Here is a 26,987-nt window from a genome sequence, read left to right as displayed (position 1 = left end):
ATGTCAGGATCCGGACCCGCTTAGTGCGAATGCGAGCGGTCCCAGTCTTCCTGCTTGGGCAGGATTTCGAAGGTGTGCTCCGGCGGCGGAGAGGGCAGGGTCCACTCCAGGGTGTCCGCGTATTCGTTCCAGTAGTTGTTCTGGGTGACGCGGGCGCCGCGCAGCAGCGAATAGATCACCACGCCGAAGAACAGCAGGAACGAGGCAAAGGACAGGAACGCGCCGTAGGACGAGATCTTGTTCCAGTAGGCGAAGCCTTCCGGGTAGTCGATGTAGCGGCGCGGCATGCCCTGACGGCCCAGGAAGTGCTGGGGGAAGAAGGTCAGGTTGGCGCCGATGAAGAACATCCAGAAGTGGATCTGGGCACCCAGTTCGTTGTACTGGCGGCCGGTCATCTTGCCGAAGTAGAAGTAAACGCCCGAGAAGATCGCGAACACCGCGCCCAGCGACATCACGTAGTGGAAGTGCGCCACAACGTAGTAGGTGTCGTGATAGGCACGGTCAACGGCAGCCTGGCTCAGCACCACGCCGGTCACACCGCCGACGGTGAACAGGAACAGGAAGCCGAAGGCAAACATCATCGGCGCTTTGAACTCGATCGAGCCGCCCCACATGGTGGCGATCCAGGAGAACACTTTCACGCCGGTCGGAACCGCAATCACCATGGTCGCCAGCATGAAGTAGGCCTGCTGGTTCAGCGACATGCCGACGGTGTACATGTGGTGCGCCCACACGACAAAGCCCAGAACGCCGATCGCGATGATCGCCCAGACCATCGGCAGGTAGCCGAAGACGGGTTTGCGCGCGAAGGTGGCGATGACGTGGGAGATGATGCCGAAGCCGGGCAGGATCACGATGTACACTTCCGGGTGGCCGAAGAACCACAGGATGTGCTGGTACAGGATCGGGTCGCCGCCGCCGGCTGCATCAAAGAAGGTGAAGCCGAAGTTGCGGTCCATCAGCAGCATGGTGATGGCGCCGGCCAGAACCGGCAGGGACAGCAGGATCAGCCAGGAGGTGACGAAGATCGACCAGGAGAACAGCGGCACCTTGAACAGGGTCATGCCCGGGGCGCGCATGTTCAGGAAGGTGGTGATCATGTTGATCGCACCCAGGATCGAGGAGGCGCCCGAGACGTGCACGGCGAAGATCGCCAGGTCCATCGAGTAGCCGCCTTCGTTCACGGACAGCGGCGGGTACAGAACCCAGCCGACGCCGGAACCCAGCTGGTCATTGCCGCCCGGGGAGACAACCGAGAGGACCGCCAGCGAGGTGCCTGCGACATACATCCAGAACGACAGGTTGTTCATCCGCGGGAACGCCATGTCCGGCGCGCCGATCTGCAGCGGCATGAAATAGTTGCCGAAACCGCCGAACAGGGCCGGGATCACCACGAAGAACATCATCAGGATGCCGTGGGCGGTGATCATCACGTTCCAGAGGTGGCCGTTCGGAGTACATTCCGCAGCGGCGTCTGCGAACAGGCGCGCGCCTTCCAGGCACATGTACTGAACGCCGGGATCCATCAGCTCCAGCCGCATATAGACGGTGAAGATGACGGAGATGAGACCTGCAATCGCCGAAACGATCAGGTAAAGAATGCCGATATCCTTATGGTTCGTGCTCATGAACCAGCGGGTGAAAAAGCTCCGCTCGTCCTCGTGGCCGTGACCATGAATGGCTGCGTCTGCCATTTAGGTGCCTCCTGCTGCATAACGAAAGGCCACCGGAGACGGACTCCGGGCGGCCTGGATTCCTTGCGAGTTTTAGTGTGGCCCGCCGGGGCCTTCAATGGCGGAGTTTGATCTGGATCAAGATTTATTGCCGCAGGGGCTTGAATGCCCTGGGATTTGCCGGGTTCTGGGCGCTTGACCTGAGGGCGGGGCGCGCGCACAACCGGGGAAATCCAGAACAAGGAGCCCGGACGCATGCCTGCCTATGACCCCGACAATATTTTTGCCAAGCTCCTGCGCGGCGAGATCCCCTCGACCCGCGTTTATGAGGATGACGATACCCTGGCTTTCATGGATATCATGCCGCGGTCTGACGGGCATCTGCTGGTCATTCCCAAGACGCCGTGCCGCAATATTCTGGATGCCAGCCCGGCGCAGCTGGCGGCGGTGATGCAGACGGTGCAGAAACTGTCGCAGGCGGTGATCACCGCGTTCGGCGCGGATGGGGTGACCGTGCAGCAGTTCAATGAGGCGGCTGGCGGGCAGGAGGTGTTCCACCTGCATATGCATGTTCTGCCGCGGCACGACGGCGACCGGCTGCGCCCGCCGGGAACCATGGGTGACATGGAGCTGATCCAGGCGCAGGCCGAAAAAATCCGGGCGGCGCTGGCCTAGAGCCGGCCTTTCCTGCCGGGCAGCATCTTTGGAAATGTGGAAACACCGCAGCCTGAACCTGCGGTGTTTTGGTATGCGAATTCATGCATTTGAAATAAATGTTGAATTTTAGTTGAATTTGATCATAGCTGTTTCGCAAATTGGTTGTAGGTCAGAGAGGGCGCCCGCGCCCAGGAGTTTGGGACCCCAAGAATTGGGGCACTCCGGCAGTTCATGCCAGCCCGGTTCCGGGCGGCATCTGCCGGGTATTTTCTGTTTACAGGCAGGCTGCCTGAAACATGCAGGCCAGAAGGCCTGCACTATCCCCTGCGCTTGCCGCGTGCTTGCCGGGTGCGGTGCTTCTTTGACTTCATAAGCTGTATTGGAGGGGCAGGGGTGACTCTCTTGAGCCATGGGCAGGCCTTGTCGCAGGACCAGGTCGTGGCCGCCATTTATGAAACGATGATCCGGCCGGAGCAATTCGACCGGTTCACGCCCGGTGCGCAGGACGGCCCGGGTGCGGCTGCTGCGCGCGGTGCGCCGCAAGGGCGGCCGAGGGCGGTCCCGTTTCTGCAGGCGCATTTTGCACGGGCGGCTGAAATTCAAGAGCAGCAGTGGCAGCGGGCAGGGCGTCCGCACCCCGGTGCCTATTCCGGCAACTGCAGCCGGTTCTGGCTGCTGGCGGAGGCGCGTGCGGATGGCGGCCTTCTGAACGCCTCGCAGCGGGCGGCGCGCCAATTGACCGGCACTGTGCCGCTGCCGGCGGCGCTGGGGCTGACGGAGGCGGCGGCTGAGCTGTGGCAAAGCTACCTTGAGGACGTGCGCTGCGGGGATTTTTCCTGGCGGGACGTGCTGCTGCTGGCTTCCCGCACCCCGGGCGAGCAGTTCCTGTGCCGCCCGGTGCGGCTGAGCGGTGCGGATGCGCCTGTTGCGGTTATGGCCGAACGGCTGGAAGGCGGGTGGACGGCAGAGGCGGCTGTCCCGGTTGCCGCAGCGCTGGGCCTGCAGGAGGCTGATTTTGCGGCTCTGAAAGATACGGCGGACAGCGCGGGCGGCAAGGTGGATGGCAGGCTGGAACAGGCTGCGGGCGAGGCCGGCGCGCCCGGCCCGGCAGAACTGATCCGGCTGGCGGTCTTTCTGATGAATGAACGCAGCCGGGACCTGGCCGTGTCCCGGGGCGAGGTGCTGCCGCCGTCCGGGACTTTTGAGGACAGCGCCGGCCGGCGCTCCCAGTACTTCCGTCTGGGGGCGGAAACCGGCCAGCCGGTGATTTTCGTGCATGGCATGCTGGACGGGATTGCGCCGCTGCAGCGCTTGCAGCCGCAGTTGCGGACTTTGGGTTTCAGGGTCTATGCACCGTTGCGCCGCGGCTATGGCGGTTCGGTGCCCCTGAAACGCGGAGAAGACCCCGCGGATGCCTTTGTGCGGCAGCTGATTGCGCTGATGGCGCATGAAAACCTGCAGCGTCCGGTGCTGCTGTGCCATCGCGGCGGCGCGCTTTACGGATTTATCGCAGCGAGCCGCCTGGACAGCAGGATTGCCGGCCTGGTGGCCGCCGCCTCAAACTGCGCCATCAGTTCGCCGCGGCAGTTTTCCGGCCTCAGCGGCTATGCATGGCTGGTTGCGCAGGCCGCCACCCGGGCCAATTGGCTGCTGCCTGTTCTGATGAGGGGCTGGGCGGCGGCGCTGCGCTGGTACGGGCACAAGACGCTGCTGCGGATACAGACCCGCAGCGGCAGCAAAGAGCGCGCGAGGCTGTCGCAACTGGACCTGTTGCAGCTGCTTCAGCAGAGCCAGGTGCTGTTCCAGGAGCAGGGCGGCGCGGGGTTCATGGCCGATGTGCAGATGCTGCGGCAGGGCACCCGGACCGGCATCCCGGCCCGGGTGCCGCGATCCGTGTTCGTTCACGGGGGAGAAGACCACGTCGCGCCGCTCTCTGTGGTCCGCGAGATGCTGAACGGGCTGCCGGACGCCCGGCTGTGCATCAGCCAGGAAGCGGGGGCGCTGCTGTTTTACAACTACCCGGAACTGGTGCTGACGGCGCTGCAGGATCTCACTTCTGCCTCCGATGGCTGAGGTCAGCTGCCGAAGACCTGCTCGAAACTGCGCCTCAGGGCGACATCCACGTCGGCCATGGTCACCGGCAGGCCCAGATCGACGAGACTGGTCACCCCGTATTCGGTGATCCCGCAGGGCACAATGCCGGTGAAGTGCTCCAGCTCCGGCTCGACGTTGATCGAGATGCCGTGAAAGCTGACCCATTTGCGCAGCCGGATGCCGATGGCGGCGATCTTGTCCTCAGCGGTGCTGCCCGAGAGGGTGAGGGGCTTTTCCGGGCGTTCGACCCAGACACCAACCCGGCCATCGCGGATATGGCCTTTGATGTTGAACTCATCCAGGGCGGCAATCACCCAGGTCTCCAGCTGCTGCACAAACCGGCGCACGTCGTGCCCGCGCGCGCCAACATTCAGCATCACATAGACCACGCGCTGGCCCGGCCCGTGATAGGTGTACTGGCCGCCGCGCTTGCTGTCGTAGACCGGGAAACGTTCAGGATCTGTCAGGTCTTCGCGCTTGGCCGAAGTGCCGGCCGTGTAAAGCGGGGGGTGTTCAACCAGCCAGATGCATTCCTCCGCCGATCCGGCGGCGATGGCGGCGGCGCGCTCCTCCATGAAGGCAACTGCTTGATCATAATCGACTAAACCGTCTGAAGTGATCCACTCAACCATGGCTGCTGCCGTCCTTTTCCATCCCGCCTGGGGCTTGCCGGCGGAATTGGCGGGAAAACCCTAGGTACTAACGCTGCCTGTGGAGTATCCTGATTCCGTAGCGAGTATCCATAGGGGGCGAGTATCATGTTTTCCAAGCCGCTCAAACCGGCCCTGACTGCCGCATTTCTGGCGACATCCGTAACCGGGCCTGCAGCCGCAGACGAATTGGGGGCCGCCATTGCCGGCGCCGTTATCGGCGGTGTTATTGTCAACGAAGTCCACAAGAACAAGCAGCGCCGCCGTGCCGCGACCACGTACCGGCGGGCGCCGACCTATTCGGCTGCGCGGGCTGAGAACCGCGAAACCCAGGTCGCGCTCAATTACTTCGGCTTCAACGCGGGCACACCGGACGGGGTGCTGGGGCGGCGGTCGCGCGCCGCGGTCACCCAGTACCAGGTGCACATGGGCTATCCGGCGACTGGTCATCTGGCCCCATACGAACGCACTTTCCTGGTCAGTTCCTATAACCGTGCCCAGGTGGGCGGCCCGCAGGTCATCAAGGCGATGCAAGGCCCGCAAGGGGTGCGCGGCGTGCTGCACACCTGGCGGGATGAGGCGGCAGGTATCCGTGCTCCGGGCAGCACCTATGCCAGCGGCGGCTATGGCGGTCTGCCGCCGGAAGTCAGCCACGCGGTGGATGAGATCGCCGCCAGCTCCGAGCCGACGGGGGAACAGCTGCTGCAGCGCACCGGTTTCATGCAGCTTGCCGACCTGAACGGGGACGGGCGCAACGACTATGTGCTGGATACCTCTGTTTCCGGCAGCTCGTTCTGGTGCGGTGCTTCCAACTGTTCGGTGATGGTCTTTGCCTCGACGCCGCAGGGATACCAGCGCAATGACTTCCTGGCCCGCGGCGTGACCCCGGCCAGCTTTGCCTGCCATCAGGGCACCTGCCGGATGACTGACACAGGAGCGGAGACGCCGGTGCAGGCGGCCCAGCAGAACCGCAGCACGGTCATGGCCTTTGCCGGGCAGGAAAGCGCGGCTTTGGGCGGCATCACCCTGTTTGACCAGCAGGAGCAGAGCGCCTCGCTCACCAGCTATTGCAGCAAGGTGAGCCTGCTGACCAGTTCGAACGGCGGGTTCATGACAGCAGACAGCATGAGCGACCCGGAGCTGGCGCTGGGCGAGCAGTTCTGCCTGGCCCGCACCTATGCGATCAATGCGGGCGAAGCCCGGGCTGGCAAGGTCGCAGGCGCGTCGCAGTCGCAGATCGACAGCCAGTGCGATGCGTTTGGTCCCGCCCTGAAACCCTATCTGGCCAAGCTGGGCACTGCGGGCAGCGGTGAAGTGATGGGGGATGTGCAGAAATTCGTCCTGCAATCGGGCATGTCGCTGGATCAGCTGTCCAATACGGCCGGGATCTGCCTTTTCTCCGGCTACCGGCGTGATGACATGGATGTGGCGCTGGGGTCTGCCCTGATCCTGGCAGGGACCGGGCAGCGGCCCTATGCCGAACTGATCGGCCATCACCTGGCGCTGGGCTTTGGCGCGCCGAATGCGGTGAAGAAGGCGCAGGAATGGTACAGTATGGCGGTGATTGCGTTGGAGAGCGGCGCCGAACCCGTGTTCGCGCCAGGCCAGCCGGGCCGTGCGGAATTGATCAGGGCTGCCTCGACAGAGCTGGCAGGCGGCCGGGTGCAGCCGGTGCAGGCCTCTGGAGGGGCGGCTGCCTTGCCTTCTTTCAACAGCGAATGAACGCCTGATCCCAACGGAGGCAAGAGATGGAAAGGCCGGCATTTTTGCCGGCCTTTCCGGTGGTGCCTCACCGGCCCTCTGGGGGGCGGCGGCCCAGGGGCAGAACCCTAAATATTATGCAGTATTTGCCTGGTGCCCGGTGGATTTTTGACGGTTTGCTGACGGGGGTCGATATTCCCTTAGAAGTGATTTGATGTAGTGTCTATGCAATCTCTGAATGTATTTCGTTAGGGGGTTCCATGCGTTTCAAACTGCTTTTTACCTTCGCCCTAAGCCTGCCGCTGGTTTTCATGCCCGCTTCCCGTGCTGCCGCCGACGCCGGCGACTTTGCCGCCGGTGCGATTATCGGCGGCATTATCGGTAATGCTCTGGGTAAGAACCAGCAGCGGCGGTCCGGATCGAAGGCTCCACGCCGCTCCCGGCTGCCTTCGACCCAGGAAGGCCGGCAGATTCAGCAGTCGCTGAACTATTTCGGGTTCCCGGCCGGCACGGTGGACGGCCAGCTGGGCCGTAAGTCGCGGGAAGCGATTTCCACCTACCAGGCCTATTTGGGCTACCCGGTCACGGGCCAGTTGAACGATTTTGAAAAAGATCTCCTGGTCTCATCCTTCCAGCGGGCGCAGGCCAGCGGCTATTTGGCGGCACAGCAGGCAATGGCGCATCCTGACGGTCCGCGCGGCTTGCTGAAAATCTATCTGGCGGAACGCATGGCGCCGCAGCCGCAGCAGCCTTATGGGTTGCCCCAGGCAACTATGGCTGGGAACACGGCGGGCACCTTTGGCGTGCCGCAGCAATACGGCCAGGCGGTACCGCAGCCGCACTACGGCCAGCCGCAGATGGGATTTGCGGCGTCAAGCCAGACCTACGGGATCGCCCAGCAGCCGCAGTATGCGGGGCAGCAGGGGCAATTCGTGCCGCAAGGGCAAGTCCCGCAGCAGGGCCGGTTCATGCAGCAAGGCCAGGTTCCGGCTGCCGTGCCGGGGCAGGCCCCGATCCAGAATGGCGGCGCGGTGCAGGGTCTTGCCGCCGCTGCGGCCCCGGTGCTCCTGCCGCAAAACGGCCAGGCCGTGCTGCCGCAGATCAGCCGCCGTGCGCTGGTGATCGGGGTGGACGGCTATCAGAACCTGGCGGCGCTGCAAAAGGCGCGCAACGATGCACAGGCCGTCAGCAGCACGCTGGCGGCGCTGGGCTTTGATGTCACCACGCTCTACGACGCCAGCCGCCGTGACATCAACAGCGCGGTGTCCACCTTTGCCAACCGGATTGAGCCGGGGGACGAGGTGCTGTTCTATTTTGCCGGTCACGGGGTGGAAGTGGACGGGCGCAACTACCTGCTGCCCTCGGACGTGCCGGTGGTGAATTTTGGCGACGAAAGCTACCTGACAGGCGAGAGCATTGCCGCCGACCGCGTGCTGGGCACATTCCAGCGCAAGGGCGCGCGGTCGACCATCATGATCCTCGATGCCTGCCGCAACAACCCGTTCCCGCAGGATGGCCAGCGGTCGGTCGGCGGCAGCCGCGGCCTGGTGCGGATGGAGCCGCCGGAAGGCGCCTTCATTCTCTACTCCGCAGGTGCCGGGCAGACGGCGCTGGACCGGCTGTCGGACAATGATGCCAATCCGAACTCCGTCTTTACCCGGGCCTTGCTGTCGCGGCTGAACGAGCCGGGCATGACCCTGCACCAGCTGGCCAAGCAGGTGCGCCGGGATGTGCAGGATCTGGCGGCAACGGTGAATCACGATCAGTTCCCGGCCTATTACGACCAGATGTCAGGCGAGATGGTACTGCGCCGCCAGATGGCGGCCCAGGGCAACTGAGCGCCCCCTATGATCTTCTCCTGGCGGGAGGGCAGCCGGAAAAACCGGCTGTTCTCCGCCAGTTGGCAGCCCGGAACAGCAGCCGCGATATTCTCTGCAAAAAAGACGATTTTCGGCTTCACATCGCATCCGCGCTGGTCTATACGCCGCTACACCAAGCCTAAGACAGTGCGGTCGTGGCGGAATTGGTAGACGCGCAGCGTTGAGGTCGCTGTTCCTTAACCGGAGTGGAAGTTCGAGTCTTCTCGACCGCACCATCATCTTACTAAAAGCTTAAGAGTCAACATCTGCATCCTGCGTGTATCGGGAATGCCTGTTGCCCTTATACCAGTCATTTGACCTCTTGCAGTCAGTCTGCGGCGTTTGCCGGTTCCGGCACTTCAGTCCGCAGGGTATAAGGACTCCGCCCCTTCCATCTGTAGCGGGGCCAAGAATGTCGCGATGTGAAGCAGCAGTATGTCCAATCCAGATCCCGGGAATTGCAGCGGTCAAGTCCTTGAACGTGAATTCAGCGCGCTGTCAGTGGCCGGAGCGGATCTGCTTGATGCAGTGCAAATGGCTGGTCCGGAAACAAGCGTGGCGCGGCTGTTCTTCCGGTCCGGAACGCCGCAGGAAACCGTGGCTGCCATGTCCTCCCGCGCAGACACGGTGCTGCATAACTTTGGCGGTGCTCCGGTTCTGGATGTTCCGGCCGGCAGTGCCGGCAGCGCGGTAAGCCTTGCGGCCGACGGGGGAGAGCTTCAGATACCGCTCCATCCGGACGAGACAGGGCTGTTTGCGGGGCAGAATGTCCTGGCCGCCGTCCGCAACGGGGAAAGCGCGGAGGCGGCGGCGGAATGGCTGCGCTTTCATGTCTCTCAGCATGGCGTGCAGGGGGCGGTTATCCTGGACCGGGCGCCGCCGCAGGACAGCCGCCGTTTCATCCGGGATCTGCGGGAGCTTGCCGGCAGTGTTCCGGGGCTGGGCACGGTTGTTGTCATTCATTCGAAGCTGCCCCTGGGCAAGGCCGGGCTGCCGCCCGAGGCGCACCCCTTCAATGTGCCGGGCGCGCCGGGAAAGGACCGGATGGAGATCCCGCCCGCGGACCCCTGGCAGGCGCCGCTGGGGGAGTTCCTGATCTATGAGATCCTGCGCGCGCGGTTTCTGGCGCGGGCGCGTGCCGTGGCCAATATTGATCTGTTCGACCTGCTGGCCCCGGCCGGCGGCCCGAATGTGTTTGACCGCGCCGTTGACGCCCCCTCCGGCTGCCTGCGCCTGGGCGGGGTGCAGGCCTATCCCTGGCGGGTGCGCAATGGCGATGAGCCTGCCTTTGCCGACCACATCTGCACCCAGTTCGACGCCACTGGTCTGCGCCCGCGCTGGTGTCTGGCGCCTGCCAAGGCCGGTGCGGAGAGTATCTGGCGCCTGATACGTGTCGTTGGGGTTGAGCCGGACCCGGACCAACTCGCCCGGTTCTACCGCTGCATGGCGCTGCGCCACCCGGCGGATACGGTTTCCAGGATCGTGCCGAAAACAAGCCTGGTGGAGACCCCGGAACTGCTGGAGCTGGCAACCGGATATTTCAACGCCAAACCCGTCCGCATTCCCGAAGAGCAGGCGGTCCAGCGCCCTGGCGGCAAGGCGAGAACCGCGATTGTCACCACGATGAAGAACGAGGGGCCGTTCATCCTGGAGTGGCTGGCCTACCACCGGGCGATCGGGGTGGATGATTTCCTTGTCTATACAAACGATTGCACCGACGGGACCGACACGATGCTGCAGATGCTGCAGGCGAAGGGCCTTGTGCAGCACCGTGAAAACCCGTTCCGGGGCACCGATCTGAAGCCGCAGCACGCGGCGCTGCAGGCGGCTGACGAAGAGCCGGTCATCCGCAATGCCGACTGGCTGGTCTGCATGGATGTCGATGAGTTCATCAACATCAAATGCGGTGAAGGGAGGCTGGCGGACCTGTTTGAGGCGGTGGGTGATGCCAACATGATCTCGATGACGTGGCGGCTGTTCGGCAACAACGATGTGCGCGATTTCAGCGGCGGTCTGATCACCCGGGAGTTTACCCGTTGCGCGCATGAAGTCACCCGCAAGCCGCATCAGGCCTGGGGCTTCAAGACGCTGTTCCGCAACAACGGCATCTTCAAGAAACTGGGCGTGCACCGGCCCAAGGGGCTGAAGCCGCAGCTGTGGGAAGACATCCGCTGGGTCAATGGCTCCGGCCGGGACATGCCGCGGGAGATGTTCCGCAACGGATGGCGCTCGTCGATGAGCACCTATGGCTATGACCTGGTGCAGCTCAATCACTACGCGGTGCGCAGCGCCGAGAGTTTTCTGGTGAAACGCGACCGCGGCCGGGTCAACCATGTCGACCGGGATCAGGGCCTGTCCTATTGGTTCCGGATGAACAACAACGCCGAGGAGGAGCGCTCGATCCAGCGGATGATTCCGGCGCTGGAAGCCGAAATGGCGCGGCTGCTGGCGGATCCGGACATTGCCGCGGCGCATGAGTTTTCGTGCCGCAAGCACCGCGAGAAGATCGAAGAGCTGAAACCCCGCGATGACATGCAGGAGCTGTTCCGTGAACTGACCAGCAAAAAGCTGTGCAAGCTGTCCCGGATGCATGCGCATTTTGGCGCCAATGTCTTTCTGAGCGGCCCGGGCGTGATCCCGGACGAAGTTGCCGAGAAAGAGCCGGGCAGCGATTTCTGGTTCACGGTGGCGCGCGGCGAGACCACACACTAGGGCCGGGGTGCCCGGGCAATTTGACAGGTTTTTGAGTCGAAGGCTAATTTGCGCCAACAAAATAACGCATTCAGGCGGTAGACGTAACGAGGATAACAAAGGGCAGGTATCATGGCACTTCCGGTCATCGCATCACTTTGGGTGGGCGCTGAGCTCAGCTGGCTGGAACAGCTTTGCCTGAAGTCCTTTGCCGACAACGGCCACGAGGTGGTTCTGTTCACCTATGATGAGGTCAAGGGCGTGCCGGAAGGTGTGCGGGTTGCGGATGCCAATGATATCCTGCCTGCAGACCGCATCATCCGTCATGCCAAGACCGGCAGCCCGGCCTACCATGCGGATGTCTTCCGCCTGCACATGCTGCGCCAGACGGATTATGTCTGGGCCGACACGGATGCCTATTGCTGCCAGCCCTGGGAAATCAAGGGCAAGCACTTCCACGGCTGGATCTCGGACAAGAAGCCGATGGTCAACAATGGCGTGCTGCGGTTGCCGAAAACCTCCAAGACACTGCAGGCGATGCTGAAATTCACCAGTGACGAATACCCCATCCCGCCCTGGTACAGCGCTGAGAAGCAGGCAGAGCTGCAGGCCCTGAAGGAAGCCGGGCAGGGGGTGCATGTGTCGCTGCTGCCCTGGGGCGTTTGGGGGCCGGATGCGCTGACCTGGTTCCTGCAGGAAACCGGTGAGATCTCAAACGCGAAGCCCGGCCATGTGATCTATCCGGTGCCATTCAAGCAGGCTGGGGTGGTGCTGAACCCGAACCGCCGCAACCAGGCTGCCAAGCATATCCGCAGCGACACCCTGTCGATCCATTTCTGGGGGCGGCGGTTCCGCAACATTGCCGCCAAATACGGCGGCGTGCCGCCGGAGGGCTGCTATGTGCATGAGCTGCTGGCGAAACACGGGATCAATGCAGAAGAAACCCGCCATCTGCTGCAGCCCGCACCGGAACAAGAGGTATCCATGACACATGAAATCGATCCCGCGACGCTGGATTTTTCCATGTTCAGCGCCCAGGATGTGGCCAACATCCTGTTGCAGCGAAGCGAGCTTGCCAGCTCGGGGCAGACCATCCGGGACTGGCTGGCGGGCGATGAACAGCTGCTGCTGGAAGAAGCCAGAGCCCAGCGGGAGCATATCCTGCACGAGTCGATCCGCATCGCGGAACGGGAGTGCCAGTTCTTTGTGAAACCGGCAGACGCGATAGCGCCGAAACGCTCGGCCGATATCGGCTGCGGGTATGCCTTTGCCAGCCTGGTGCTGCACCGCCGTTACGGCTGCGACGTTGTCCTGATCGACATCGAGGAAGGGAACAGCCGCCATTTCGGATTTGAGGGGGAAGGCGCGGGTTACACAAGCCTGGAAACTGCGCGGGCTTTCCTGGAAGGAAACGGCGTGCCGGCGGAGCAGATCACTTGCATCAACCCCAAGTCGCAAGATACGGCGGCGCTGGGCGGTTTCGACCTGGTGATCAGCCTTGCCTCCTGCGGGTTCCACTATCCGGTTGGCACCTATGACAGCCTGTTCCGCAGCCAGATCAATGACGGCGGCGGCATTATTCTGGATATCCGCAAGGGATCCGGCGGCATTGGCGCGATGAAAACCTACGGTGCGGTCGAAGTGCTTGCAAAACATGGCAAATACTCCACGGTCCTGACCCGTGCCGGGCAGGCCGTGTGAAAGGTACGGGAGCGTTAACCAATTGCTGTTATGAGACGGCAGCGGTGCATTGTTTTGCGGCGGGCAGCAGGCAGGGGCGAACGGGCATCTGGAGGGCACAGGAAGGCGGATGAAGACACATGCTGACCAGTGAATTCGACTTCAGGACGGTGCTGCCGGAGCTGGATGCCGACGACGTCGGCAGTGTTGCAGATGTCAACGGGCAGGCGCCGGAACTGTGCATCCTGCTGCATCACAGGTTCGGCTGCCGCATTGATCTGGTCTGCCTCGACCACAAGGGCAGGCCCAGAACACCCGAAGCATCGGAGCTGCAAACCTGGCTTTCCCGGCTCGAACAGGGCGGGGTGGACAGGGAGGCCATCGAAATTACCGAGGGCGGAGATGAAGCCCGCCAGTACGACGTGATCCTTGCGCTGAACAGCTTTGGCGTGCGCCACAAGATCCAGAACATCAGACCGTTGCTGGACAGCGCGCTGCACCCGTTGAGCCGGGTCGTGATCGAAATCCGCAAGGGGTCGGGCAGTTACCCGTTTCTCAAGTCCTATGGCGGCTGCAATACGCTGCTGGCGCCCGGGTCGGACGGCAACGGGCTGGCGATCCTGTCTGCCGAACCTCAGGAGGTGCTCCCCCCCTCCGGTGAATGGTCCAAGGTGGCCCGCGCGCTGGCCGGCAAAGAAGGGTTCTTTGACGAGCTGGAGGAGCATTCCTTTCTGTTCATGCCGCGCGGGGAGACGCTGGTTGTCACCTTCGACAATCTCGATATCGCGATGACCAAGCGGGAGGACCGGCGGCCCTGGGGCTTCAGCTTCATCGAGGCACAGGGCTGGTCGATGCTCGGGGTAATGGCCAATGGCTGGACCTGGTTCCGCCATCAGGAAGTCACCCGCAAGTTCGAGGAGCTGCGCGACAGCGGATTCTTCCAGCAGTTTTCCCGTGTTGTGTTCTATGGCGCCTCGATGGGCGGCTATGCGGCAGCAGCCTTTGCCGCGGCTGCGCCGGGCTCCACCGTGTTTGCGATCAGCCCGCAGTCCACCCTCGACAAGTCCCTCGTGCCCTGGGAGATGCGCTACAAGAAGGTTTGGGGCCGGGATTTCTCCGGCCCCTTCGGCGACGCGGCGCAGGCCAGCCACGGGGCAGGGGACGTGCATATCATGTTCGATCCTTACGTGGCGCCGGATGCGGCCCATGCGGCCCGGTTTACAGGGGGCAATGTGACATTCTGGCGGTGCCCGCTGCTGGGGCACCGGCTGGGGTCCTCGCTGCAGCAGATGGGCGTGCTGCAGGAGGTCGCCCGCGGCGCCATCGCCGGGGACCTGACGCCGCACCGCTTCCACCGTTTGCTGCGCAAGCGGCACGGCTTTCCCAGGTTTCAGCGCGAGCTTGCCAATCTGGCACTGGACCGCGGCCATCCGGGTCTTGCGAAACAGGTTTGCGCCTATATCTTGCGGCAGAGGGACGACCGGTTTTTCCGCCGGATGAAGGAACGGCTATGAGATGCGCAGAAGCCCATACGGCTGGCTGCAACAGCGCCGCTGAGCAAAACCCGGGCAGAGGCCGGAAAGGATAATGAGCCAGTCGAACACGGACATACGGGATGTTTCCCTGGCCTTCCACATAGGGGCGCCCAATACCGACAACGGCCAGCTGATCTGGTCGCTGCGCAAGGATGCGCAGCCGCTGCTGGACCGCGGTGTCATGATCCGCCGGCCCGGCACTTATATGACGGCGCTGAACCAGCTGATCCGCAAACAGAACAAGGAATTTGTGACCGATGAGGAGCGGGAGGCGCTGCTGGCGGGGCTGGTCAAGGACCAGGCGGTCTCGCGGATCATCCTGACAAACTCCGGCTTTCTGGGGATGCCGGGCTGGATGCTGCAGGGCGGGCGGCTGTACCGTAACGCGGGAAGCAACACAGCGGCCCTGCGCGGTCTGTTTCCCGGCAATCCTTGCGAGTTCTTCCTTGGCCTGCGCAACCCGGCCACCCTGATCGGTCCGGTGTTCAAGTCGCAGTCCGGCAGAACCTGGCGCGAGTTTGCGGGGGATACCGATTTTTTGAACCTGCACTGGTCGGAAGTGGTCGAGGACATTCAGGAGCGCAATCCAGAGTGCCGCATCACGGTCTGGTGCAACGAGGAAACGCCGGTGATCTGGCCCAGCATCCTGGGTCACGTATCCGGCCTGGGGGACAGCTTCCGCTTCAGCGGCGAGCTGGACATCACCCGCGGCATCATTTCAGAGGCAGGTTATGAGCGGCTGGAGGCCTATCTGGCAGGCCGCCCCGGGCTGTCCGAAGACCAGCGGGAGCGGGTCCGCGCCCTGTTCCTGAGCTATTATCATGACGAGGCGGAGATCGAGGAGGAAATAGATCTCCCCGGCTGGTCGCAGGCGCTGGTGGACGACATGAGCGAGTCCTATCAGGCCGATGCCGAACTGATCCGCCGGATGCCGGGCGTTACCTTCCTGTCCTGAGGGCCGCCCGGTTGTAGAGCGGTTTCATCAGAATTGCGGTCAGATACATCGGGATCTGGTAGCAGCCGAGGAAGATCAGCAGGGGATCGGTCGTGGCTGCGGGCAGGGCGATCAGGAAGAGGGCGAAGTTCCGGTTACCGGCGACAACGGAAACGGGCACCGCGCCACTGCCCGCGCGGCGGCGCAATACTGCAAACACCAGTACCTGCAGGCCCAGGTTGGCCGCCAAAGCAAATCCCAGCCACTGCAGGACCAGCAGCGGGTCCATGCGCAGCGCAGGCCCCAGCGCGGCCATCAGCCCGACCACAATCACTGCCAGCGCAATCACGGTCAGCCCGTCGATGGCTTTGGCCTGGTCCTCATGCATTTGCGGCAGGGTCAGGCGGCGCAGCAAAAAGGCGGCCGCCACGGTCAGGCCAATCGCGCCTATCAGCCGCCCGGCGGCGCGCAGCACCTCGCCCAGATCGCCAAGGCTGGGCGCCAGCAGGAACACCGGAAGCACTGTCAGCGGCATCAGCGCAGTGCCGGTGATCAGCAGGCGGAAGGCCGGTTCCGGCGCGTGCCCCATCAGCGCGGTGATATTGGGGCTGCCGGTCACGGATGGCGCGCTCAGCATCAGGATCAGCGCTACAGCGGCAGGGGTTTGCGCAACCCCAATGAGCGCGGCAAGCCCCAGGGCCAGCAGCGGCAGGGCGACTTGCAGCAGGGCGACGGCCTTCAGCGTGCCGATGCCATCTGCCAGCCCGCCCGCGGCCTTGCGCAGGCCGATCCGGTAGGCGTTCAGAAACAAAAGCCCGGCCACCATCTGCGGCAGCCAGGGCTGAAGCGCGGCGGCGAGGCCGGGCAGAAGCAGCCCGGCCAAGAGCCCCAGGACCAAACCGGCCCGCCCGCGCCGGGCGGCAAAGGCGAGCGCGCTGAGCATGAAGTCAGACCGGCCCCGGCCTGAGGTTGTTGGGCAGATAGGTCGCCAGCTCCGGGAAGGCGATCAGCACAAAGACCATCAGCACCATGATCAGGAACATCGGGATCGCGGCGCGGGCGATATAGCTCATCTCGTGGTTGGTCATGCCCTGCATCACAAACAGGTTGAAGCCGATCGGCGGGGTGATCTGCGCCATCTCGACCACCACCACAATGAAGATGCCGAACCAGATGAGGTCAATGCCTGCCTGGCGGATCATCGGCTCCACCACCGCCATGGTCAGCACCACCGAGGAGATCCCATCGAGGAAACAGCCCAGGATGATGTAGAAGACCAGCAGGACCATCAGCAGCTCCAGGCGGCTCAGCTCCCAGCCGGCAATCAGGTCGGCGAGGCCCCGTGGCAGGCCAGTGAATCCCATCGACAGCGACAGGAAGGCTGCACCCGCCAGGATCAGGGCAATCATCGCACTGGTGCGGGTGGCGCCCATCAGGCTCTCAGAGAAGGTTTTCCAGCTGAGCGAACCCTGACCCAGCGCCAGCAGCAGCGAGCCGATAACACCGAAGGCCGCTGCCTCGGTTGCGGTGGCAAAGCCCAGATACATCGACCCGATCACCACGATGATCAGGGCAATCACCGGCGCCAGGAAGCGGGAGTTCTTCACCTTTTGCGCGAAGGTCAGCTTGTCTTCCTGTGCCGGGTTCCAGTCCTTGCCCACCTTGGAATAGATCGCCACGTAGCCCATGAACATCGCCGCCAGCACCAGGCCAGGCAGGATGCCTGCAAAGAACAGCTTGGTGATGGATTCATTGATGGTGACGCCGTAGACGATCAGCGTCAGCGACGGCGGGATCATCAGGCCCAGCGTGGCCGCGCCTGTGAGGGTGCCGATCACCATGCGCTCCGGGTAGTTGCGCTTGCGCAGTTCCGGGATCGACATCTTGCCCACCGTCGTCAGCGTCGCGGCGGAGGAGCCGGAGACCGCGGCAAACACCGTGCAGCCGACGATATTGGTGTGCACCAGCCCGCCGGGAAGCGGCGCCATCCAGGGGGAGAGGCCCTTGAACATGTCCTCCGATAATCGCGTCCGGTAGAGGATTTCCCCCATCCAGATGAACATCGGCAGCGCTGTCAGGGTCCAGCTGGAGGAGGCCGACCAGACCGTGGTCAGCATCACGTCGCCCACTGGCCTGGTGGTGAACAGCTCCATGCCGACCCAGGCCACGCCCATCAGCGCCAGGCCGACCCAGACGCCGGTGCCCAGAAGGGTGAACAGCACGAAAAGAAACAGAATGATGACTGAGATGTTTTCCATGTGCCCTTACTCCGCGTGGCTCTGATCGTCGAGATCCCGGGTGATGCGGTGATCGCCGCGGAAAATCACGTGGATCAGATGGTCGGTGAGGGCGATGGCCAGGATGACGGCACCGATCAGCATGGCGCTTTGCGGCATCCAAAGCGGCGTGCGGTCCTGACCCTGGCTCACGTCGTTGAACTTCCAGCTCCAGTAGACAAAACGGTAAGCGTAAAAGCAGAAGTACCACATCACCGCGGTGCCGATGCCAAAGCACCAGATCTCCAGCACCCGGCGGAAGCCTTGCGGAACTGCATTCAGCAGGATCGACACCCGGATATGGCTGCCGCGGTTCAGGGCATTGGCAAAGGCCAGGAACGACGCAGCGGCCATCGCATAACCTGCGTAATCCGGCGCTCCGGGGAAGACCTCTCCGGTCCAGCGGGCCAGCATCTGGACCACGATCAGCCCCAGAATGGCAATCAGGCAGAGGGCGGCCAGCACCCCCGCCGCAAGGTATAGAAAATCCAGTCCGGAGCGCAGCCCCCTGAGCACAGTCATGGCATCCCCATCGGCATTATTCTTATGAGAATACGGGCGGCACCAGCCGCGCCGCCCGCATCACCTTGTCTGATTACTCGGCGCGGAAGGCGTCGACGATGGCCTTGCCTTCGTCCCCGGCCGCTTCCAGCCATTCATTGGTCATGGTGACGCCGATTTCCTTCAGCTCACCCACCATCTGGTCGGACGCTGGGCCAACGGTCATGCCGCCATCGCGCAGGCCCTGCAGGGTAAAGCCGGTGTATTCCTTGGCGCGCCAGTTGCCCGCGTATTCGGCCAGCTTGGCACAGCCCTTGATCACGTTCTGGTTCGCCTCGGAGGTGCCGTTCCAGACATCGGAGTTCACGAACACATAGTTGCGCGGCAGCCAGGCATCCACTTCGTAGAAATAGTTCAGGCTTTCCCAGACCTTGCGATCGTACCCGGTGGAGCCGGAGGACACCATCGAATCTGCCACTCCGGTGGCAAAGGCCTGACTGATTTCAGCCGCCTCGATGGTCACCGGCAGCATGCCGGTCAGCTCTGCCAAGCGCGATGTGGCGTTGTTGTAGGAGCGGAACTTGATCCCCTTCATCTCGGCAACCGAATTCACCTCGTTCTTGAAATAAAGACCCTGCGGCGGCCACGGCACGGCATAAAGCAGCGTCAGGTTCTGCTCTGCCAGCAGCTTTTCGATGGAGGGCTTGGCCGCCTTCCACAGCTTGTCACTGTCATCGAACGAGGTCGCCAGGAACGGGATCGAGTCAAAGCCGAAGAGCGCGTTTTCGTTCTGGTGGCCGGACAGCAGGCGCTCGCCGATCGGCGCCTGGCCGGTCTGCACCGCGCGCTTGATGTCGGCGCCCTTGAACAGCGAGCCCGACGGATGCGTCTTGACTTCGATCTCGCCGCCGGTGCCGGTGGTCACACAGTCTGCAAACTCCGCGCCGGTGGCAGAGTGGAAGTTGGAGGCCGAATAGGCCATCGGCATGTCCCAGGTTTCTGCCGCGGCGGGCAGGGCGGCGGTGGCAGTCAGTGCAGTGGCGGCCAGCAGTTGGGTCAGTTTCTTCATCATTTACTCCCTGTTGTGGTTGCGGCCCCTTATGGGGCACTGGTTGGTATCAGATCGCGTATCGCGCCGGGTCGTAGGCGCTCATGTCCATGTTCGGGGTGTGGCCCGAAATCATCTGCGCCAGCAGGCGCCCGGTCTTTGGCCCGCCTGTCAGGCCTATATGGTGGTGGCCAAAACCGACCCAGGCGCCGGACAGGCCGGGCACTTCGCCGATCACCGGGATCGAGTCCGCCGGTGCCGGGCGGGCGCCTTGCCATTCTTCTTCGTGTTTCCAGGTGACACCCGGCAGGATGCGGCGCGTGTTCCGGTGCAAAAGCTCCAGCGGGCCTTTCGACGGCCCGGCCTCCAGCCCGCCGAATTCCACAATGCCTGCAATCCGGATCCGTCCCTCCATCGGGGTCACCACGCATTTGGCCGCTGCCACCATCACAGGTGCCTTGGGCATCGCCGAAGGCTCCCATAATTCAAGATGATAGCCGCGTTCTGCTTCCAGTGGTACGGAAATTCCCAGTTTCTCTGCCAGCGGCCTGGACCAGACGCCCGTGGCCACCACGACCGCATCACAAGCGATGGTCTCGCCGCCGGCCCTGACGCCGGTCACCTTGCCGTTTTCGCGCGCCACATCGGTCACAAAGGCCTGGATCAGCCGGCCGCCATTGGCAGTCACATGGGCTGCCAGATCCTTCACATACTGGCCAGGGTCGGTGATGATACCGTGGTCCTTCAGCCGGGCGGCAAAGGTAATGTCTTGGGAATAGATGCCATCATAGGCGCGGAACTCCGCGCCCTCCAGCTCATCCCATTTGAAACCATGTTTCTTGCGCAGGCCCCAGCCAAAGGCGTCCTCGCCGAAATGCGCGCGGTCATTGTAGAGGAACAGGTAGTCCGAGGGCTTCAGATGCCGCTCCGCCCCGGTGCCCGCCGCCAGCGCCTGATGATCGGCCAGCGAGTCCCCCACAATGGGCGCCAGCGCGGCGGCAATGCGGGTGGTGTCGCCGGCATTGGCATGGCCCATGTATTTCATCAGCCAGGGCGCCAGTTTCGGAAGGTACCCCCAGCGCATGAACAGCGGCTGGTCCGGGTCCAGCAGCATCTTTGGCGCCTTCTTCCACAGCCCCGGGCCTGTCACCGGCACGATGGAGCAGGAGGCCAGAATGCCGCCATTGCCATGGCTGGTGCCTTCACCCGGTCCCTTGCCGTCAATCAGGATCACCTGATGGCCGTTGCGCTGCAGCTCAACCGCGGCGGAAACGCCGACAATCCCGGCGCCAATAATGGCAACGGTTTTCCTGGCCTCGCTCATGCCGCAACCTTCTTGAACACCGCGAAACGATCCAGCTTCTCAACATCCGGCTTGATACCCAGCCCCGGCCCGTCCGGCACTACCACCTGGCCGTCCCTGATCTGAAAGGGGGTTTCCAGAATGTCCTCCTTCAGGAAATAGCTCGCCTGGTAAAATTCGCAGCCCAGCCGGATCTCGGGCGTCGCGGCAATCATGTGCGTGCCCGCCAGATGCGCCACCCCGGCCTCGAACATGTCGCCGCCATAGGCCGACAGCCCGTTCGCGGCCGCAATCCGCGCCACTGTCTGGCTGCGGCTGAGGCCGCCGGATTTCATGATCTTGACCGAAACACCGTCGCAGATGCCCTCGCGCGCCGCGCGCACCATGTCCTCGGGGCCAAAGACGCTTTCGTCCGCCAGCAGCGGCACGTCAATCATCTGGCGCAGCTTGGCCATCATGCCGAAGTGATGGAACCGTACCGGCTGCTCGATGAAATCCGGCTTGAACCCGGCCACATCGCGGATTTTCGCAGGCGCGTCCTCGATGCTGAGGCCCTGGTTATAGTCCACCCGCACCCGGAAATCGGGGAAGTCCCTGGCAATCCGCTCCAGCCGCATGATGTCAAAGGCATGGTCCTTGAACCCGGTCTTCAGCTTGATCAGCCCGACCTTGTCCGCCCGCAGCCGGTGCAGCAGCTCCACGTCCTTCTCAAAATCCGGATCGGCAATCGAACAGCTGAGCGGGATGGTATCGCGGCACTTGCCGCCGATCAGCGCCCAGACAGGTGTGCCGGTGATCTGCCCGGTCAGATCCAGCAGGGCGGTTTCCAGCGCCGCCTTGGCCTCTGTGCAATGGGCTACCGCCTTGGCCGCATCCTCCATGATCGCCGCCCTGTCCGCCACCCGGCGGCCCTCCACCAGCGGCCGGATGTAGCGGTCGAGCGCCGCAAGGCTGGCCTCGGGCGTGCCGGTGAACACCGACCAGGTCGAGGCCTCGCCGTATCCTTCGGCGCCGCCCTCGCTGCGCAGCCGGACAATCACAACTTCACAGGAGCCCTCAACAGACCCGATCCCATGGTCGCGGCGCGACATCACGGGCAGCGCGAGATGCCACAGATCCATCCCGGCAATCTTCTGTTCCAGCACTTTGTTCTTCCTCCCAGGTGCCGGGAAAGCGTGCCTTGACTGGATCATCATTACCAATACAAAGAAGTGGACAAGGTATCATGAAAAGTGATGATCGGACATGTCCCTCCGCTTCCGCCAGCTGCAGGCCTTTCACGCCATTGTCGAGACCGGCACCGTCACCGGTGCGGCGGAGCAGCTGGGCATTTCCCAGCCCGGCATCTCCAATCTGCTCTACCAGCTGGAGCGCCAGACACGGCTCAAGCTGTTTGAACGCAGCAAGGGCCGCCTGATCCCGACGCCAGAGGCAGGCGTGCTGTTTCAGGAGGTCGACACGGTGGTGCGCGGTCTGGACCACGTGGCGCAGGCGGTCACGGACCTGCAGAACAAGCAGGCGGGTCAGCTTCAGGTCGCCTCGCAGCACTCCATGTCCTTCGGCTTCATGCCCGCGCTGATCGCCCGCTTTGCCCGTACGCGCCCCGATCTGTCGATCTCCTTTCAGGCGCAGTATTCGCTCAAGATCCAGGAATGGGTCACTGCAGGCCTGTTTGAGATCGGCGTCTGCGAAATGCCGCTGATCCACGACGGGCTGGAGGTGCACCCGGTCAGCGTCGAAACCCGTCTGGCAATCCCGGCGGGCAGCCCGCTGGCGGATTATGAGGTGCTGACGCCCGAGCTGCTGGAAGATGTGCCCTTTATCGTCATGGGGCCTGAGCATATGACCCACCGCCGCACCCGGGAGGTGTTTCAGCAGGCAGGCATACCGCTCAGGACCCGGGTGCATTCGCATCTGTTCAAGAACCTCCTGAGTTTCGTGCAGGAGGGGATGGGGGTCTCGATCCTGGATCCCTTTGTGCTGGACTATGAGACTGGCGGCGGCTTCATCTCCCGCCCGTTCCGGCCCCGCATCATGATGGAAATGGCGGTGATCACTTCCAAATCGCGCCCCCTTTCGGCGGTCGGGCAGGAGTTCCTGGCGCTTTTGAAGCAGGAGCTTGCGCCCTACACCACGCCCCAGGAGTGACTGGCTCGTAAATTGTATTCAATTCCGAATTCAATCTTGCGCGGGCCGGACGTGCCGCCTAGTCTGCAGGGCGGATTAAACACACGGCGGGAATGATGGCCAAACGCGAAAGCAATGTGGACAGGGTCTATGAGGCGCTGCGCCGGATGGCGGCGGATTTTGCCTTCAAGCCCGACCAGCGGATCAATGAAAGCGCTCTGTCAGAGGTGCTGGGCGCCAGCCGCACACCGCTGCGCGAGGCGCTGAACCGGCTGGTTGCGGAGGGGTTTTTGACCTTCCAGAACAACCGCGGCTTCTTCTGCCGGCCGCTGACCCCCAGCTATATCATGGATCTCTATGAGGCCCGGGTGGCGGTGGAATGCGAAGCCGCGCGGCTGGCCTGTACCCGCGCCGCGGATGAGGATATCGCGGCGCTGGCGGATTACCTCAACCGGATGGAACCGGAATACGAAAGTGCCACCGACCCGGAAGAGCTGCTGGCGATGGATGAAAGCTTCCACGCCCGGCTGGCGCAGCTGTCGGGTAACAGCGAATTGCAGCGCATCCTGAACAACCTCAACGGCCGGATCCGTTACATCCGGCTGATTGACCTCAAACGGATGCGCGACCGGGCCGGGGGCAAGGCACCAGGCGACATCTCGGCCCACCGCCAGATCGTCGAGGGCATTGCAGCCCGCAACACCGATGCGGCGGTAACGGCCATGCGCAGCCATATCGAGAAACGCCGGGAGGAGGCGACGGAAGCGGTCCGCATCGCCTTCTCCCAGCTTTACGTTCCGGACGAATAGGGGAGCCTCATGGAACACGGCGGCAAGACGGTCTTTGGCGCGGCGGTTGGCATCCTGATGCTGGAAACCCGCTTTCCCCGCATCCATGGCGACATGGGCAACGCGATGACCTGGGACTTCCCCGTCCACTACAAGGTGGTGCGCGGGGCCAATCCTGAGAACGTCGTGCGCGGTAACCCCAAGGAGCTGGTGGACCTGTTTGTCGAGGCTGGCCGTGACCTGGTCGCCATGGGAGCGGATGGCATCACCACCAACTGCGGTTTCCTGGCGCTGATCCAGGATGAGGTGAAGCAGGCGCTGGGCGTGCCGGTGGCAACGTCCTCGCTGATGCAGGTGCCGATGGTGCAGAACCTGCTGCCCGCGGGCAAGCGTTGCGGCATCCTGACCATCTCCAAGGCGACGCTGACGCCCGCCCACCTTGTTGCCGCAGGTGTTGCGCCGGATACGCCGATTGCCGGCACCGACGGCCTCCGCGCCTTCACCCGCGACATCCTGGGCGACGCGCCTTCGATTGACTTCGAGGCCTGCCGTCTGGACATGATAGACGCGGCCCGCGCGATGGTGGCAGACATACCGGATCTGGGCGCCATCGTGCTGGAATGCACAAATATGGTGCCCTACGCCCGCGACGTGAGGAAGACCACCGGCCTGCCGGTGTTCTCGATCCATTCCTTCATCAACTGGTTTCAGGCCGGTCTGCTGCCCAAGGGATTTCCGCTGGAACTGGATGATCCCCGGTTTTGAGGGCGGTAACCATTTGGTGGAAAATTGCTAATGAAATCTGAAGGATAAGGTCAGCCTTGTTGTCCGAATGTTTCGCGCGCGAAACATTTGGACAGAAGTGCTGACCTTTCTTTTCAGCTCAAAACCAGCAGCCAGAACCACACGGTCAGAATGCTGGCCCCAGTGGCGATCAGCACCGAGGACGCCGCCACCCGTTTGGCCCGCCCGTACATATTGGCGAAGATGTAACCGTTGAACCCGGTCGCCATCGCTGCATTCAGCACGCCGGAGCGGAACAGGTCCTGCGGCAGAGCCAGCGCCGTGCCTAGCGTCCAGACAATTGCCGGGTGGATCATCAGCGAGGTGAGGCAGACAAACAGGATCGCCCGCATGTCGCCTTCGGGGCGGTATTTCACCAGCACGCCGCCAAGCGCAAACAGCGCGCAGGGCAGGGCGGCGCGGATAATCAGCGACAGCGCCTCATCCACCACCAGCGGAATGGCAAAGCCGGACAGGTTCACCGCAAACCCCAGCGCGATCCCCAGGATCAGCACATTGCGGAACATCGCGTTCAGAACGGACACCGCGGTTTTGACCCCGCCCGCGCCGCGGTTGCGCACGAACTCCATCGCGGTGATGCCCACGCCGTAGCAGAACGGCGAGTGAAAGGCGATGATCGCATAGTTTCCGGTCAGGTTCTCCGGCCCGAACGCGCGCTCGGTTATCGGCAGTCCCAGCAGAACCGAGTTGGAGAACAGGCAGCAGAAGCCGATGGCAATGCAGTCCTCCCAGTCCCGCTTGAACAGGATACGGGCGCCGAACACCCCGATCAGGAAGCAGGTAAAGGCCCCGGTATAGAAGCTCCCCAGCAGCCGCGGGTCAAAGCTGGCCGACAAGTCCAGTTCCGCCATTGCCTTGAACAGCAGGCAGGGGATCGCAAAGCCCTGCGCAAACTTCATCACGCCTTCGATGTGGTCCTGGCTCAGCGCGCCCCGCGCGGTCGCGGCATAGCCTGCGCCGACAACCAGAAACACCGGCAGGATGACGTCAATCAGGCTTTGGAACACTGTACGGCCTCAAATTGCGCAAATGAAAAAGGGCGCTGTTATGCGCCCCTTCAGATCTCCATCCGGATCACCATGCCGTCATAGGCGGGCGTGATGTGCTCTGGTGTTTCGGCGTCGATGGTCGCGTAGTCCATGTCGATGTGCATGTTGGTGATGATGCCGCGTTTGGGCGCCATCTTTTCGAACCACTCCAGCGCGTCCTGATAGCTGAAATGCGTCGGATGCGGCGTCCGCCTTAGCCCGTCCAGGATCCAGACGTCCAGCCCCTCCAGTTCCGGCAGGGCGGCCTCCGGGATTTCCTTCACATCCGGCAGATACGCCAGTCCGCCGATGCGGAACCCCAGCGCGTCGATGGAGCCGTGGCTCACCTCAAACGGGCGGAACGGGATTTCGCCGCCAGGGCCGTCAATGGCGAATGGTCCGCTGATGCTCTTCAGGTCCAGAATGGGCGGGTAGGGGGAGCCGTCGGGCTGCGCAAAGGCATATCCAAAGCGGTTCAGCAGGTCGTTCTGGGTTGGCCCGTCCGCATAGACCGGGATGCGCTGGCGCATGTTGAAATAGACCATGCGCAGATCGTCGACACCGTGCAGATGATCGGCGTGGGAATGGGTGTAAACCACTGCATCCAGCCGGCCAACTTCGGCATCCAGCAATTGGTTGCGCATGTCCGGCGGGGTGTCGATCAGCACAGAGGTTGTTCCATCCGGTCCGTCGCGCTCCACCAGCATCGAACAGCGGCCGCGGCGGTTCCTGGGGTTCCCCGGGTCGCAATCGCCCCAATGGCCGCCGATCCGCGGAACGCCGCCGGAGGAACCCGAGCCAAGGATGGTGAAACGCAACTCAGCCATCAGGCGGCGGCCTCATAAGCTGCGGCTTTCCAGAACAGGCGGTCGAAATTCGCCTGTGTCTGGGCGGCAAAGGCGGCGTAGTCCATGCCGAACACGTCTGCCCCCACCTTGCCGGTAAAGGCAGTGTAAGCGGGCTCGTTGCGCTTGCCGCGGTAAGGCGGCGGCGCCAGATAGGGCGCGTCGGTTTCCAGCAGGATGCGCTCCACCGGGGCGGCGGCGAAGATGTCGCGCAGCTCCTGGCTCTTGGGGAACGCGGCAATGCCGGACATCGACAGGTAGAACCCCAGATCAAGGGCCGCCCTTGCCAGCTCTGCGGAAGACGAGAAGCAGTGCATCACGCAGGAGTAGGCGCCGTTCTTCATCTCCTCACCCAGGATGCGCGCCATGTCATCGTCGGCAGCGCGGGCGTGGATGATCAGCGGCAGGCCGGTCTCGCGGGCGGCGGCAATGTGAATGCGCAAGCTCTGCTGCTGCACCGCGGCGCTGTCGGCGGTGTAGTGGTAGTCGAGGCCCGTCTCGCCGATGCCGACAAACTTCGGGTGTTTGGCCAGTGCCACCAGTTCGTCGACAGTGACCAGCGGCTCGTCTGCAACGCTCATCGGGTGGGTGCCAGCGGCGTAAAACACCGGCGCGTGGGCCTCGGCAATGGCGCGCACGGACGGCTCGTTCTTCATCTTGGTGCAGATCGTCACCATCCGGGTCACGCCGGCCTCCGCCGCGCTGGCGATCACTTCATCCAGGCGGCCTTCAAAGTCCGGAAAGTCCAGGTGGCAGTGGCTGTCCGTAATCTGGGGGGGCGTCTCGGTCATTT

22 protein-coding genes and 1 tRNA gene are annotated in these 26,987 nt (G+C 63.3%); 12 read left to right on the top strand and 11 right to left on the bottom strand.

The annotated features are described in order from the left end of the window. Window positions 1–20: 20 nt before the first annotated feature. A complete protein-coding gene (locus K3725_RS13945; RefSeq protein ID WP_065268372.1) occupies window positions 21–1,694 on the bottom strand; it encodes a cytochrome c oxidase subunit 1 in 1,674 nt (557 codons plus the stop codon). Window positions 1,695–1,928: 234 nt separating this feature from the next. On the opposite strand from K3725_RS13945, the gene K3725_RS13940 reads away from it, so the two are divergent. Both K3725_RS13940 and K3725_RS13935 read left to right on the top strand, forming a co-directional pair. Next, the gene (locus tag K3725_RS13940) at window positions 1,929–2,348 is read left to right on the top strand and encodes an HIT family protein (protein ID WP_260015909.1); all 420 of its coding nucleotides are present in this window, start codon (window positions 1,929–1,931) and stop codon (window positions 2,346–2,348) included. A 375-nt stretch (window positions 2,349–2,723) separates the two neighbouring features. Beyond that, the gene (locus K3725_RS13935) at window positions 2,724–4,403 is read left to right on the top strand and encodes an alpha/beta fold hydrolase (protein WP_260015908.1); all 1,680 of its coding nucleotides are present in this window, start codon (window positions 2,724–2,726) and stop codon (window positions 4,401–4,403) included. 2 nt (window positions 4,404–4,405) lie between these two features. Here K3725_RS13935 and lipB read toward each other — a convergent pair whose 3' ends face one another. Continuing rightward, window positions 4,406–5,056: a lipoyl(octanoyl) transferase LipB gene (gene lipB, locus K3725_RS13930; protein ID WP_260015907.1), complete on the bottom strand. Its 651-nt coding sequence runs from the start codon at window positions 5,054–5,056 to the stop codon at window positions 4,406–4,408. 126 nt (window positions 5,057–5,182) lie between these two features. Here lipB and K3725_RS13925 point away from each other — a divergent pair, with 126 nt between their 5' ends. The 7 genes from K3725_RS13925 (at window position 5,183) to K3725_RS13895 (ending at window position 15,495) form a co-directional block, all read left to right on the top strand. After that, window positions 5,183–6,796, top strand: coding sequence for a peptidoglycan-binding protein (locus tag K3725_RS13925; protein ID WP_260015906.1), 1,614 nt, complete (start codon window positions 5,183–5,185; stop codon window positions 6,794–6,796). A 239-nt stretch (window positions 6,797–7,035) separates the two neighbouring features. After that, a complete protein-coding gene (locus tag K3725_RS13920; RefSeq protein ID WP_260015905.1) occupies window positions 7,036–8,613 on the top strand; it encodes a caspase family protein in 1,578 nt (525 codons plus the stop codon). Between the two features lie 170 nt (window positions 8,614–8,783). Continuing rightward, a tRNA-Leu gene (locus K3725_RS13915) sits at window positions 8,784–8,870 on the top strand. A gap of 298 nt (window positions 8,871–9,168) precedes the next feature. Next, complete coding sequence (locus tag K3725_RS13910) at window positions 9,169–11,346, top strand: glycosyltransferase family 2 protein (protein ID WP_260015904.1); 2,178 nt, start codon at window positions 9,169–9,171, stop codon at window positions 11,344–11,346. Window positions 11,347–11,457: 111 nt separating this feature from the next. Beyond that, window positions 11,458–13,026 (top strand): class I SAM-dependent methyltransferase, encoded by a 1,569-nt coding sequence (locus tag K3725_RS13905; RefSeq protein WP_260015903.1) that lies wholly within the window; start codon window positions 11,458–11,460, stop codon window positions 13,024–13,026. Window positions 13,027–13,145: 119 nt separating this feature from the next. Continuing rightward, window positions 13,146–14,519, top strand: a complete 1,374-nt coding sequence (locus K3725_RS13900) for a hypothetical protein (protein ID WP_260015902.1) — start codon at window positions 13,146–13,148, stop codon at window positions 14,517–14,519. Window positions 14,520–14,592: 73 nt separating this feature from the next. Then, window positions 14,593–15,495: a hypothetical protein gene (locus K3725_RS13895; RefSeq protein ID WP_260015901.1), complete on the top strand. Its 903-nt coding sequence runs from the start codon at window positions 14,593–14,595 to the stop codon at window positions 15,493–15,495. Here K3725_RS13895 and K3725_RS13890 read toward each other — a convergent pair. From K3725_RS13890 to K3725_RS13865, 6 genes are all read right to left on the bottom strand, one after another. Continuing rightward, on the bottom strand, window positions 15,479–16,417 hold the full coding sequence (locus tag K3725_RS13890; RefSeq protein WP_260015900.1) for a hypothetical protein: 939 nt from the start codon (window positions 16,415–16,417) through the stop codon (window positions 15,479–15,481). The genes K3725_RS13895 and K3725_RS13890 overlap by 17 nt on opposite strands. 4 nt (window positions 16,418–16,421) lie before the next feature. Further along, a complete protein-coding gene (locus tag K3725_RS13885; protein ID WP_260015899.1) occupies window positions 16,422–17,732 on the bottom strand; it encodes a TRAP transporter large permease in 1,311 nt (436 codons plus the stop codon). Window positions 17,733–17,738: 6 nt separating this feature from the next. Next, window positions 17,739–18,272 (bottom strand): TRAP transporter small permease, encoded by a 534-nt coding sequence (locus tag K3725_RS13880; protein WP_260015898.1) that lies wholly within the window; start codon window positions 18,270–18,272, stop codon window positions 17,739–17,741. Window positions 18,273–18,345: 73 nt separating this feature from the next. Further along, window positions 18,346–19,320, bottom strand: a complete 975-nt coding sequence (locus K3725_RS13875; protein ID WP_260015897.1) for a TRAP transporter substrate-binding protein — start codon at window positions 19,318–19,320, stop codon at window positions 18,346–18,348. 49 nt (window positions 19,321–19,369) lie between these two features. Continuing rightward, the gene (locus K3725_RS13870) at window positions 19,370–20,623 is read right to left on the bottom strand and encodes an FAD-binding oxidoreductase (RefSeq protein WP_260015896.1); all 1,254 of its coding nucleotides are present in this window, start codon (window positions 20,621–20,623) and stop codon (window positions 19,370–19,372) included. Further along, on the bottom strand, window positions 20,620–21,747 hold the full coding sequence (locus K3725_RS13865) for an enolase C-terminal domain-like protein (RefSeq protein ID WP_260015895.1): 1,128 nt from the start codon (window positions 21,745–21,747) through the stop codon (window positions 20,620–20,622). The genes K3725_RS13870 and K3725_RS13865 overlap by 4 nt, the downstream gene beginning before the upstream one ends. A 100-nt stretch (window positions 21,748–21,847) precedes the next feature. Here K3725_RS13865 and K3725_RS13860 point away from each other — a divergent pair, with 100 nt between their 5' ends. The 3 genes from K3725_RS13860 to K3725_RS13850 all read left to right on the top strand — a co-directional run bounded on the left by K3725_RS13860 (window position 21,848) and on the right by K3725_RS13850 (window position 24,282). Next, entirely contained in the window at window positions 21,848–22,750 is a 903-nt protein-coding gene (locus K3725_RS13860; protein ID WP_260015894.1) for a LysR family transcriptional regulator, read from the top strand. 95 nt (window positions 22,751–22,845) lie between these two features. Beyond that, window positions 22,846–23,538: a GntR family transcriptional regulator gene (locus K3725_RS13855; RefSeq protein WP_065268704.1), complete on the top strand. Its 693-nt coding sequence runs from the start codon at window positions 22,846–22,848 to the stop codon at window positions 23,536–23,538. Between the two features lie 9 nt (window positions 23,539–23,547). Then, the gene (locus K3725_RS13850; RefSeq protein WP_260015893.1) at window positions 23,548–24,282 is read left to right on the top strand and encodes an aspartate/glutamate racemase family protein; all 735 of its coding nucleotides are present in this window, start codon (window positions 23,548–23,550) and stop codon (window positions 24,280–24,282) included. Window positions 24,283–24,395: 113 nt separating this feature from the next. Here the strand turns inward: K3725_RS13850 and K3725_RS13845 are convergent, their stop codons facing one another. Genes K3725_RS13845 through K3725_RS13835 form a run of 3 tightly spaced genes read right to left on the bottom strand, consistent with a single transcriptional unit; the run spans window position 24,396 to window position 26,985 of the window. Then, complete coding sequence (locus K3725_RS13845) at window positions 24,396–25,328, bottom strand: AEC family transporter (RefSeq protein ID WP_260015892.1); 933 nt, start codon at window positions 25,326–25,328, stop codon at window positions 24,396–24,398. A 50-nt stretch (window positions 25,329–25,378) separates the two neighbouring features. Then, entirely contained in the window at window positions 25,379–26,176 is a 798-nt protein-coding gene (locus tag K3725_RS13840; RefSeq protein ID WP_260015891.1) for an MBL fold metallo-hydrolase, read from the bottom strand. Next, window positions 26,176–26,985 (bottom strand): TatD family hydrolase, encoded by an 810-nt coding sequence (locus tag K3725_RS13835; protein WP_260015890.1) that lies wholly within the window; start codon window positions 26,983–26,985, stop codon window positions 26,176–26,178. The genes K3725_RS13840 and K3725_RS13835 overlap by 1 nt, the downstream gene beginning before the upstream one ends. Window positions 26,986–26,987: the final 2 nt, after the last annotated feature.

The sequence above is a fragment of the Leisingera sp. S132 genome, assembly GCF_025144465.1.
GTDB lineage: Bacteria > Pseudomonadota > Alphaproteobacteria > Rhodobacterales > Rhodobacteraceae > Leisingera.
Note: the sequence above shows the minus strand (reverse complement) of the source record. Positions and strands in the feature narration are given on the sequence as shown.

What these genes read in the sequence shown, in the direction of transcription:
- K3725_RS13945 (WP_065268372.1), bottom strand. Translation starts at nt 1,694, where the DNA reads ATGGCAGACGCAGCCATTCATGGTCACGGCCACGAGGACGAGCGGAGC.
- K3725_RS13940 (WP_260015909.1), top strand. Translation starts at nt 1,929, where the DNA reads ATGCCTGCCTATGACCCCGACAATATTTTTGCCAAGCTCCTGCGCGGC.
- lipB (WP_260015907.1), bottom strand. Translation starts at nt 5,056, where the DNA reads ATGGTTGAGTGGATCACTTCAGACGGTTTAGTCGATTATGATCAAGCA.
- K3725_RS13925 (WP_260015906.1), top strand. Translation starts at nt 5,183, where the DNA reads ATGTTTTCCAAGCCGCTCAAACCGGCCCTGACTGCCGCATTTCTGGCG.
- K3725_RS13920 (WP_260015905.1), top strand. Translation starts at nt 7,036, where the DNA reads ATGCGTTTCAAACTGCTTTTTACCTTCGCCCTAAGCCTGCCGCTGGTT.
- K3725_RS13910 (WP_260015904.1), top strand. Translation starts at nt 9,169, where the DNA reads ATGGCTGGTCCGGAAACAAGCGTGGCGCGGCTGTTCTTCCGGTCCGGA.
- K3725_RS13905 (WP_260015903.1), top strand. Translation starts at nt 11,458, where the DNA reads ATGGCACTTCCGGTCATCGCATCACTTTGGGTGGGCGCTGAGCTCAGC.
- K3725_RS13900 (WP_260015902.1), top strand. Translation starts at nt 13,146, where the DNA reads ATGCTGACCAGTGAATTCGACTTCAGGACGGTGCTGCCGGAGCTGGAT.
- K3725_RS13895 (WP_260015901.1), top strand. Translation starts at nt 14,593, where the DNA reads ATGAGCCAGTCGAACACGGACATACGGGATGTTTCCCTGGCCTTCCAC.
- K3725_RS13890 (WP_260015900.1), bottom strand. Translation starts at nt 16,417, where the DNA reads ATGCTCAGCGCGCTCGCCTTTGCCGCCCGGCGCGGGCGGGCCGGTTTG.
- K3725_RS13885 (WP_260015899.1), bottom strand. Translation starts at nt 17,732, where the DNA reads ATGGAAAACATCTCAGTCATCATTCTGTTTCTTTTCGTGCTGTTCACC.
- K3725_RS13880 (WP_260015898.1), bottom strand. Translation starts at nt 18,272, where the DNA reads ATGACTGTGCTCAGGGGGCTGCGCTCCGGACTGGATTTTCTATACCTT.
- K3725_RS13875 (WP_260015897.1), bottom strand. Translation starts at nt 19,320, where the DNA reads ATGAAGAAACTGACCCAACTGCTGGCCGCCACTGCACTGACTGCCACC.
- K3725_RS13870 (WP_260015896.1), bottom strand. Translation starts at nt 20,623, where the DNA reads ATGAGCGAGGCCAGGAAAACCGTTGCCATTATTGGCGCCGGGATTGTC.
- K3725_RS13860 (WP_260015894.1), top strand. Translation starts at nt 21,848, where the DNA reads ATGTCCCTCCGCTTCCGCCAGCTGCAGGCCTTTCACGCCATTGTCGAG.
- K3725_RS13855 (WP_065268704.1), top strand. Translation starts at nt 22,846, where the DNA reads ATGGCCAAACGCGAAAGCAATGTGGACAGGGTCTATGAGGCGCTGCGC.
- K3725_RS13850 (WP_260015893.1), top strand. Translation starts at nt 23,548, where the DNA reads ATGGAACACGGCGGCAAGACGGTCTTTGGCGCGGCGGTTGGCATCCTG.
- K3725_RS13840 (WP_260015891.1), bottom strand. Translation starts at nt 26,176, where the DNA reads ATGGCTGAGTTGCGTTTCACCATCCTTGGCTCGGGTTCCTCCGGCGGC.
- K3725_RS13835 (WP_260015890.1), bottom strand. Translation starts at nt 26,985, where the DNA reads ATGACCGAGACGCCCCCCCAGATTACGGACAGCCACTGCCACCTGGAC.